The organism is Thermogemmatispora sp. (genome assembly GCF_042408735.1).
Classification (GTDB): Bacteria; Chloroflexota; Ktedonobacteria; order Ktedonobacterales; family Ktedonobacteraceae; genus Thermogemmatispora.
This window is the reverse complement of the sequence record NZ_JBHOQV010000208.1, coordinates 96,381-106,336: the sequence shown is the minus strand read 5'-3', so window position 1 is coordinate 106,336 and position 9,956 is coordinate 96,381. Positions and strand designations below refer to the sequence as shown.

5 protein-coding genes, 1 rRNA gene and 1 pseudogene are annotated in these 9,956 nt (G+C 62.1%); 5 read left to right on the top strand and 2 right to left on the bottom strand.

Annotated elements, in window-relative coordinates; genetic code table 11:
* The 3 genes from ACFMO7_RS22270 to ACFMO7_RS22260 form a co-directional block, all read left to right on the top strand.
* Nucleotides 1-143, top strand: a 23S ribosomal RNA gene (locus ACFMO7_RS22270); the annotation flags it as partial.
* A gap of 290 nt (nt 144-433) precedes the next feature.
* Nucleotides 434-1,291, top strand: coding sequence for an amidohydrolase family protein (locus ACFMO7_RS22265; protein WP_376797677.1), 858 nt, complete (start codon nt 434-436; stop codon nt 1,289-1,291).
* Nucleotides 1,292-1,353: 62 nt separating this feature from the next.
* Entirely contained in the window at nt 1,354-2,322 is a 969-nt protein-coding gene (locus tag ACFMO7_RS22260; RefSeq protein ID WP_376797676.1) for an MBL fold metallo-hydrolase, read from the top strand.
* Between the two features lie 83 nt (nt 2,323-2,405).
* Here ACFMO7_RS22260 and ACFMO7_RS22255 read toward each other — a convergent pair whose 3' ends face one another.
* Nucleotides 2,406-6,107 carry an adenylate/guanylate cyclase domain-containing protein gene (locus ACFMO7_RS22255; protein ID WP_376797680.1) on the bottom strand — a complete coding sequence of 1,234 codons (3,702 nt, stop codon included), beginning with the start codon at nt 6,105-6,107 and terminating at the stop codon, nt 2,406-2,408.
* Nucleotides 6,108-6,323: 216 nt separating this feature from the next.
* Nucleotides 6,324-6,464 (bottom strand): annotated as a pseudogene (locus ACFMO7_RS22250) (zinc-ribbon domain-containing protein); the annotation flags it as partial.
* Nucleotides 6,465-6,737: 273 nt separating this feature from the next.
* Between ACFMO7_RS22250 and ACFMO7_RS22245 the strand changes: the two are divergent.
* Both ACFMO7_RS22245 and ACFMO7_RS22240 read left to right on the top strand, forming a co-directional pair.
* The gene (locus tag ACFMO7_RS22245) at nt 6,738-7,310 is read left to right on the top strand and encodes a DUF402 domain-containing protein (protein WP_376797675.1); all 573 of its coding nucleotides are present in this window, start codon (nt 6,738-6,740) and stop codon (nt 7,308-7,310) included.
* Between the two features lie 581 nt (nt 7,311-7,891).
* Nucleotides 7,892-9,952, top strand: a complete 2,061-nt coding sequence (locus ACFMO7_RS22240; RefSeq protein WP_376797674.1) for a GMC family oxidoreductase N-terminal domain-containing protein — start codon at nt 7,892-7,894, stop codon at nt 9,950-9,952.
* Nucleotides 9,953-9,956: the final 4 nt, after the last annotated feature.

Genomic DNA, 9,956 nt, shown 5'->3' with positions numbered 1-9,956 from the left:
GCCGACCCCAAGAGGCGCTTCCCGCTGTCCTGTCCCAACAGGACAGATAAGGTCCCAGGAAGACGACCTGGTTGATAGACCGGAGGTGGACACCTGGTAACAGGTGCAGCTGACCGGCCCTAATGACCGAACGGCTTGTGCCTTCCCATTAATCCGCTTGAGGAGTGCAGTGCTGCAAAAGATCACTGAGTGCCTTACTACTGTCAAGGGTGGAGCGCGCGACGCTTTCCCGCCGTCACGACGGTAGCTCTCTCAGCAAAATTGAGGCAAGACGCTGCTCAGTTGTAAGGTTCTCCCTGTTTCGCCGTTGCTTTTGTACAAGCAAGCAAGAAAGAAAAGGTAAGGAAGCAGGAAAAAGGGGCGCGCAGCCTGAGCGAAGCGGCGCCCTTTCTTTGTGTCTGTGACCCTGACGCCTCTCGAGGCGAGGCAGCGTATGATCATTGATTTCCATACCCACCTCTTCCCTCCTCAGGTATGCTCGCAACGCGAGCGCTACTGCGAGCGTGACCCCTGGTTTCGCACCCTCTATGCCAATCCTCGTGCCAGGCTGGCTACTGCCGAGGATCTGATCGCAGAGATGGATGCCTCCGGCGTGGATGCCGCTGTGGCCTTCTCCTTCGGTTGGACCGACCCGGGCCTCATCGAGGAAGGGAACAGCTATGTTCTGGAGGCCATGCGCCGCTATCCGGGCCGCATCTACGGCATGGCGGTAGTTTTACCAACGGCTGGCGAACGGGCAGTCCGCGAGCTGGAACGCTGTGCTCGCGCCGGCATGATCGGCATGGGCGAACTCATGCCGCACGGCCAGGGCTACCGACTGAGCGACATACGGCTCCTGGCTCCCCTCATCGAGGTAGTGCGCCACTACCGCCTGCTGGTCCTTTCGCATTGCAGTGAGCCGGTAGGCCATCTCTATCCAGGCAAGGGCGATGTCTCTCTAGCCGACGTGGTGGCCTTCCTGACGGCTTTTCCCGACGTGCGTTTCGTTGCAGCTCACTGGGGCGGGGGCCTACCCTTTTATACTCTGATGCCAGAGGTGCAGCAAGCCTGTTCCCTGGTGTGGTATGATACTGCTGCCACGGTCTTTCTCTACCGTCCTGCCATCTTCCCAACGGTGGCGAGACTGGTTGGTATCGAACGCATTTTGTTTGCCAGCGACTATGGTCTACTGCGCCAGCGTCGCGTCATCGATCATATTCAGGAGGCCGGCCTCAGTGCCACTGAGCTGGCCAAAATCCTGGGCGAGAATGCTCGCCTCCTGCTCGGTCTCCCCGAGCAGCCCGCCCGCTGAGGCTCGTGCAGAAAGACCGGGCCTCTGATCCACATCAATGAATGCTGCCAGGTGAAGAGCACATGCGCGTGATTTCTCTGGGAAGCGGGAGCAGCGGCAATGCCTTGCTCGTCGAAGCTGGTCCCCACGGACGGACCAGGCTCCTGGTCGATGCAGGCTTACCCTGCCGCACGCTGGTCAGCCGCCTGCAACTCGCTGGTGTCTCTCCCTCCCAGATCCTCGCCGTTCTGCTCACCCACGAGCACGATGACCATACGCTGGCCCTTCCCACCCTGCTCAAGCGCTATACCCCTCTCGTGATCTCCGACCCGGCAACCCTGGCGGCTCTGGCCAGCGACCCACGGCCGCGGCAGGACCACGACGCCGAGCCTGGCAGCTCCCCCGAAGCGGAGATACCAGGACATGACTGCCCTCCCGGCTTTAAGGATCCAGACCCAAGACAGAAGGCCCCGAGAAAGCTAGCACCGCCACCGCTCAGACGCACCCTGGCCCTGCCCGCCGGTAGCTCCTGCTCGCTCGGCGACGTCGAGATCCTTTCCTTCCCGGTCCCTCATGATGCCGTCGCTCCCTGTGGCTACCTCCTGTCCGCCGGAGGATGCCGCGTCTGCGTGATTGTAGATAGCGGCTCAGTAACCCCGACTATGCTGGAAGCCATGCGTCAGGCCGACCTGCTGATCCTCGAAGCCAATCATGACCGTGAACGGCTCCTGCGCGGCCCCTATGCCTACGCTCTAAAGATGCGCATTCTCAGCCCCACTGGACATCTCTCCAACGAACAGGCCGCCCAGGCCATCTTACAGACCTGGCGCGCCAATGGTCTACGCTGGATCTGGCTGGCTCACCTGAGTCAGGTCAACAATACCCCACAGCTGGCCTTAAGAAGCGTCCAGGGCCACCTACTGGAGGCTGGGGCTGCTTTGCAACGGGTTCGCCTGGCCACGCTGCCCCAGGCTATGGGACCAACCTGGGACTCAACGCGCCTCTGGCACGATCAAGACTGCTGGCACGACGGAACTCACCCAGTGCTGTGACCTCTCTTTTCTCACCGACAAAGGCTCGCTCTTCTCAAGCCGGTCTCTAGCTAGCACGATCCCTCTATCTGTGTCGCCTGCGATCACAGCTCTTGCAGAACGCTGTTGGCCCGCTCGATATCGCGCACAGCGTGCAAAGCTCTAAAGAAGTCCAGCGCCTGCCTGAAGTAGCGGCGAGCCAGAGCACGCCACTCGCTCGCCGCATTGGGCAGCTCTGCATTAGCTGCTCGCCTCTGGTAAAGCTCACCCAGGTAGTAGAGAGTCAGGCCGCGTTCCCACGGCAGGTCAAGGCGCTCGAACAGCTCTAGAGCCTGCTGCAAGGAGGTTCGGGCCTCCTCCCAATGCTGCATAGACATCGCCAGGCGACCTTGCGCCCGCAGGGACCGACCTTCGGCTTTTAGCGCTCGCGAGCGTCGCGCCGCTGCCAGAGCGCGCTGGCACCAGGTGCTCTGCTCTTCGAGAGGCGCCCCATTCTGGATCAGTAGCTCTGCTAACAGGGCCTGCTGCTCTGGCCGAGCGAATGGCTCATGACGACGAATCTCCTCCTTGAGCGTCTCGGCGGCTCCGCTCCATTCCTCGCGCGCAAGCTGTAGGGCCAGCTCCAGATCCAGGCGCTGCAAGGGAGAGGTCGCCTGCTCCCCGAGCAATCTGAGCCGGCGCAGATAGCGCTCCCCCCGCTCGTAATCGCCAGTCTGGAAGGCGATCCTGACCAGGTGCTTCAGGGCGTCAACTTCCCAGGCCTCCTCGAGCTGATATTGATCGATGAGCTGTAGAGCCTTCTCTGCCGCCTCGCGCGCGTCATCCCAGCGATCCCAAGCGTACCAGACATGGATGCGCCCCAGCATGCTGAGCAAGAGCAGGGACGGACTTTCCATCGTCTGCGCGATCTGCCAGGACTCGCCGAACCAGCGCGCCGCCGTGGGATAATCGCAAATAAAAAAGTGGACCCATCCCAAGGAGTAGTAGAGATCATGCAGCTCCTGCCGATCCTGACGCTCCTGTTGACGGGCGATCTGCGCCTGAAGCTGCTGACGCTGGTGCTGGATACGATGAGCTTCCGCATAGTCGCAGAGCTTCATGTAGATGCCCCCGAGGGCATCGAGCGCCAGCCAGAGCGCTTCGACGTCCTGAGCTTCTTCTGCCAGGCGCCGAGCCTCGCGGGCACTCTTGAGGGCCTGCTCCGCCCGGCGAGCACGCTCATCGACATCGTCGAGACTCTCCTCCCGATGGCGCATATGCCACAGAGCCAGATAGGTCAGAAAAACAGCCCGGTCCCCCTGATCGTGAGCCAGAGCCAGCCCAGCGTCGATATACGAACGGACCTCCTCCATATCCGGGGGGGCATCATGCCAGGGACCCCAGCGCGTTGCCAGCTCAGCTAGGCTGTCATAAAGATAGAGGAGATCGTCGGAAGGAGGTGCAGGCTCGGCCTCCAGTAATTGCAGGGCCTGGCGGTAGGCTTGCCAGGCTTCCTTAAGATTGGCACGCTGCGTAAAGGCGTCACCCAGCTTCTCGTGCATGCGCGCCAGAGCCTGTCGCTCCCCACCGCTCTCGCTCAACAACTCCAGCGCATCGCTATAAGCCTGGATAGCGCGAATCGTATAGTAGCTGCGCAGGGCCTGATCGCCCGCGCTCGTCAAATAAAGCGTCGCTCGCCGCTGCAGCTCCCGCAGAGACAGGTCCGGCTCCGGCTCCTCGGCCAAACCGGCCAGCAGGCTATGCGTCCAGTTGGCGGCAGCCTGTTGGTAATGGTGGGCCAGCAGCTCGACAAAGCGCTCCGTTCGTCCGGCGACCTGCTCCTCCAGCCAGCGCGCCAGGCGGGCATGGTTCACAGCGCGGTGAGTACGTGAAAGTGTATGATAAACAACATCTCGCGTCAGAATATGCTTGAAGCTAAAAACCCGGTCATTCTCAATCGGGCTGCGGTCGCGCCGCTCCGACTCAGAGATGAAGTCGCGCGTGATCAGCGACTCCAGCGTCTGTAAAAGCGTCTCCTCGTCCAAATCGGCAGCTAGCTCCCGCAGGCCCGAGAGCCAGAAAGTGCGCCCGATAATCGCCGCCTTTTGTAACACGTGCTTCTCCACAGGACTGAGCAGATCGATGCGGGCCGCCAGGACCCCCTGAATGGTATCCGGAACACGAGGCAAAGGTAGCGTATAGTGGAGATCCAGCAAGGCATCATCGGGAGGACCTGCTGGGCTGGCCAGTTCACCAAGGAGATGCTCTTTCTCGCGAGCCACGCGCCAACTATCCTTATCCTCCTCATAGACCAGAATTCCCTGGTCGATGAACATGCGGATCAACTCCTCGACGAAGAAGGGGTTCCCCTCGGCGCGGGAGAGGATCGTATAAGAGAGAGCTTCTGGCAGTTCTGAGTTTTTCAGCAAGGCGCGCACCAGCTCGCTGCTCTCCTCTGGAGAGAGGGCCTCCAGCACAATGGTCGTGAAATTGCGCTGACCCCCGCCCCAATCCTGGCGCCGCTCCAGAAACTCGGGCCGCGCCGGACAGAGCAAGAGGATCGGAACGTTGCTCAGGCGCTCCATCAGGTGCTCCAGCAGGTCAAGCAGTGCCTCATCGGCCCACTGCAGATCGTCGATCACCAGGATGAGCGGCTGCTGCTGGGCCAGAGCGGCGAGGAAGACACGCCAGGAGCGTAGCAGGGTAATCTGCGTTCCACTCTGTTCCAAAGTACGAGCGTGGGCCACGCGCTGCCGCTCGCGACGCTCCGTGCCTGGCAGCGTAGCCGCCGCTCCCAGTTGGCGCCCGATGCTCAGCAGGATTGCCTCAGCCACACCTGCGGCGTCTTCCTTGTGCCCGGCTCGCTCCAAAACGTCGCTGACGAAGGCGGTGAAACGGCGATGGATCTCCTCATCGCTCTCGTTGTATTGAACCTGGAGCAAGGCCCGCAGTATCTCGATCAGCGGCCAGTAGGTGATGCCCTCGCCGTAGGGTGGACAGCGCCCGTGCATGACCAGCGGCATCGGAGGCTGATCCGCACCAGTGACACTGCGCGCTTTCTCCTGCTCGCGCTCGATGAACTCGTGCACCAGGCGCGACTTGCCAATACCCGAAGGGCCGAGCAGCGTAATCAGGTGCGGCTGCCGTTCGGCCAAGACGCGCGCATAGGTCGCATGCATCAGGGTCAGCTCTAGCGAGCGCCCTATCAAGGGAGCCAGAAGACCGCGTCTGGCTCGCGCCTCCAACGAACTGGTCGGCTGCTCTTCGACCAGCCCCAGCACAACCCAGGCTCGAATCGGCTCTGTCTTCCCCTTCAGCTGCAGGGGGGCCAGGGGACGAAAGCGGAAGATCTCGCGTGTAGCCAGATAAGTGCGCTCTCCAACCAGAATGGTGTCGGGACTGGCCACCTGCTGAAGGCGCGCGGCCAGGTTGACGGCATCGCCGGTGACCAGAAAATCGCGGCGGCCGCTGAGGCCACCATCTGGCCCAGGTGTAGCAACCTCGCCAGTATTGATACCGATGCGCATCTGCAAAGGCACGGCCTCCGGATCGCGCTGGCGGCGCTCCTGGTTGAAACGGGCCAGCGCGGCCTGCATATCGAGCGCTGCGCGAATGGCCCGATCGGGATCATCCTCGTGGGCCAGCGGCAGACCAAAGACGGCCATGACGGCGTCACCGATATATTTCTCGACCGTACCGCCGTGGCGCCGGATCTGCTCAGTCATCAGGTTAAAATAGCCGGCCAGGATGGCCCGCAGATCCTCCGGATCCAGGTGGTCCGCCAGGGGCGTGGAGCCGGCAATATCGGCGAACATAATGGTCACCACCCGCCTCTCTTCGGGCGTACCCAAAGCCGCTAGCCTGGCCGCTGTCGTCCCAGAGACCAGCGCTGGTACAGGCCCAGGCCCAAATTGCTGAGGAAGCGGTGCTGACCATCCTCCCTCTTCTTCCCCTCCGCTGCTGCTGGAAGCAGGCACGGATAGCGGAGCCGACGGCGACCAGCCAGGGGCTGGCTCCTGCCCCTCTCTTGGCGGCCCTTGAGGGCGCCCACATTCAATGCAGAAGCGGGCTACGGGAGGATTGGCCGTGCCACAGTATGAACAGATCAGGAAGCGGAGACCGCAGGCAAAGCAAAATTTGGCATGCGGTGGATTCTGCGTCTGACAGTGCGGACAGCGCAGCATGTTCTGGCTACTCTTTTCTCAACTCCTGTCGGTTTTCTTGCTGACCCAGGAGGCCCCTCTCTGCCGGACTGACTCTGACGATTGCAGAAGGCGAGTCTATAGCAGTATTCTACTATATCCGTGGGCGAGAAGATAGCCACGCCGGTCTCCGAACCAGCAGGCCCAGGGCCGCAGTCCCGGAAGAAAGAACAACCCGCTCTGGCCACGCGGCCCAGCTTGACGAACCGGCCAGATTTGCGTACTATGAGGCGGATGGAAGGGAGAAGCATGCGTATGCAACCGGATTTTCGCGTTGAGAGCCGCAGCTATGATGGAGTGCCGCGCGGCACCTGGCGTGCCTGTCGCCTCTCGCCCGAGGTGCAGCTCAGCGATCCTCCACCGCCTGAGCCAAGCGCCGACTGCCTGCGGCTCTGGCTGCCCGCTGGCACGCTGATGGAATGGACCACTGGCACACGCCCACTCCGTCATCATTGCCTCCAGTTCTTCTGGCCAGAGCGCTGGTATATGTTGAGTGCCTTCTATCATGGCTGCGACCTGCTCTATACTTATGCAACCATTATCCTGCCGCCAACGATCGAGGCGGCGGGAGTACGCTACGTCGATCTTGACTTGACAATGTTGGTGCGCCCCGATCTCTCCTATGAGGTGCTGACCCAGGCCGAGTTCGACCACATGGTTGAACTGCTGGACTATAGCGAGGAGACACGCATCGGGGCCTTGATGGCTCTGCGAACACTAACGAATGCGGCCCAGATCGGGACGGGCCTCTTTCGCTTGATGCCGCAGCGCCTCCTTCAAACCGATTTCCATCAGGATGGCTGCCTCTCGCAGCACAGCCAGAGCTGAGCGCCTGGAACTGCCCACAGGCCACTCCAGGCCGTCACCTTCCTACCCCACCATCCCATCTCAGGGTTGCCAGGACGGGAGGCTGCGCTCAGCTCTGGCCCTGGCCAGACCCTTCCCCGGATCTTCCAGATCTGCTCCTGCCCACACCTCACGGCCTGGCCCGTCTGGCCAGTTGGGAGCTGGCCCCCTCGGCCCCCTCCTTCCCTGCCCCACTTCGTCAGCCATGGCCTCCAGCCTTCTCTCCGCGCTCCCCCTCTTCGGTTGCCACTCCTCTCCTTCCCCTTCGCTCGCAGATCGCCTGCCTGCTATGCCCTGGCCCTGGACAGAACCCCTCTCCCCGTTTCTCCGCCTGCGCCGGGCTTTCTTGACTGACTGTCAGTCAGATTTGTCAGGAGGGGCTGAAGGCCCTTGGGGAGCGGCCTCGGATGGTCTAAGGGTGCCTGAGGGGCAGGTCAGATTATGCTATACTTACCTACACTATAGAGATATGTCATCTCTTGACTGTGGCTGCATCGCTTTGCCCAGAATCATGCGACGTTGGCATGATCATTGATATTGAGCGAAAGAAGGAGGTACGCTCAATGACCATCTCCTCCACAGTGCTATCGCCCATCTTGCAGCGTCAGAGTCAGGGAGCGACGTGGCTCTCGCCTGGCGAGTTTGCCATCCTCGAAGTCGTTTGTGACACCCTGCTTCCCTCGCTGGAGCCACCGCCGGGGGTGAGCGCCGAGGAAGCCGCCTATTATCGCCGGCGAGCTGCCGACCTGCAGGTTGCCCAGCGGATGGCCGAGATGCTGGCCCTGGAGAGCGAAGAGCGCAAAGGGCAGATTCGCCAGCTACTCGCCCTGCTCCGCAGTCCGCTGACCTCCCTGGTCCTGGTTGGCAGGCCGCAGCCATTTGCACGTCTACCCCAAGAACTGCGCGAGCGCTATCTACTGGCTCTGGCCAACAGTCCGCTGGGCCTGCTACGTCAGGGCTTCCAGGCCATGAAACGTCTGGCTGGCTTCATCTTCTTTGCGGCTCTCGACGAGCGAGGTCGCAATCCCAACTGGGAAGTTCTGGACTACGCGCCGCCGCAGGACCCGCCGGCCAGTCTGGTGCGTCCGCTCCAACCCTTTCCTGTCGAGGGCGACACCGTGCTCGAGGCCGACGCCGTGGTCATCGGTTCCGGAGCCGGCGGGGGCGTTGTCGCTGGCGAGCTGGCCCGCGCTGGCAAGAGCGTGGTGGTCCTTGAAAAAGGGGGGTATTATAATGAAGAGACCTTTCCGGTTGAGGAAGGGCGAGGAATGACCGAACTCTACCTGCAGCGTGGCCTCTTGACCTCGCGCGACCTCGGCATCACCGTTCTGGCCGGCAGCACGTTGGGTGGAGGGACGGTCGTCAACTGGATGACCTCCTTCAGAACGCCGGAGGACATCCTGGACGAGTGGGCAAAGCGATCGGGAGTCAGTGAACTGACGGGCCAGGGCCTGCAGGCTAGCTTCGCCGCCGTTGAGGAGCGCATCAGCGTCAATCTGGAGAACAGCGCTCACAACCGGCAGAATCAGGTGCTGGCCGATGGCTGTACGGCCCTCGGCTACCATGCTGGCGTCCTGCGGCGCAATGCCGTTGGCTGTAATCAGCGCTGCGGTACCTGTTGCTTCGGCTGCCGTTACGGCTGCAAGCAATCGACGCTCAAGACCTATTTGCAGGACGCCTTTGAGGCGGGCGCGCGCATCATCGTCAACTGCAGCGCTGAGCGTGTCCTGATCGAGCAGGGACGGGCCGTCGGTGTCCTGGCCAGCGTGCGTGATCCCCAGAGTGGGCGTCTGAGCCGTCTGACTGTGCGGGCGCGTGCCGTCATTGTGGCAGCGGGCGCCATTCATTCTCCGGCCATCTTGCTGCGTTCCGGCCTGAGCAACCCGCATATTGGGCGCCACCTCTATCTGCACCCGACAGCGGTCGTCGCCGGCCTCTATCCAGACAAGATTTACCCCTGGAAAGGGGTGCTGCAGTCGGCCTACAGCAACCAGTTCGGTCATCTGGATGGCACCTACGGCTACAAGCTAGAGACTGCCCCTGTTCATCCGGGCATGCTTGGCGTGGCCATGCCCTGGTGGTCGGCGCGCGACTACCGCCGCGAGCTGCTGCAGGCTCCCTATGTCGCGGCCTTCATCGTGCTGACGCGCGATCGAGGCGAGGGCCGTGTCTCGCTGGCCAGGGATGGGGAGCCTGTCATCGATTACGTGGTTTCAGTCTACGATCGTCGCCATCTGCTTCATGGCATAGGGCAGGCGGCGCGCGTGCATTTTGCCGCCGGAGCGCGCTCTGTGCTCTCGCTGCATACGCGGCGCACGCGCCTTGATCGTGCCGAAGATGGCGCTCTCGATGAACGGCAGTTCCGTAACTTTGAGCGCCAGCTTGAACGCCACGGCCTGGCTCCCAATCGCCTCATGGTCTTTACGGCCCACCAGATGGGAACCTGCCGTATGGGCAATGACCCCCGGCAAGCGGTCGTCGATGGCAACCACGAGGTACATGGTGTGCGTGGCCTCTTTGTCTGCGATGGTAGCGTCTTCCCCTCGCCCTCCGGCGTCAACCCGATGCTCTCGATCATGGCGCTGGCCCACCGGGCAGCGCAATACATCAAATCGACGCTATAGGGGA

Coding starts and splice junctions, on each gene's coding strand:
- ACFMO7_RS22265 (WP_376797677.1), top strand. CDS start 434: ATGATCATTGATTTCCATACCCACCTCTTCCCTCCTCAGGTATGCTCG.
- ACFMO7_RS22260 (WP_376797676.1), top strand. CDS start 1,354: ATGCGCGTGATTTCTCTGGGAAGCGGGAGCAGCGGCAATGCCTTGCTC.
- ACFMO7_RS22245 (WP_376797675.1), top strand. CDS start 6,738: ATGCAACCGGATTTTCGCGTTGAGAGCCGCAGCTATGATGGAGTGCCG.
- ACFMO7_RS22240 (WP_376797674.1), top strand. CDS start 7,892: ATGACCATCTCCTCCACAGTGCTATCGCCCATCTTGCAGCGTCAGAGT.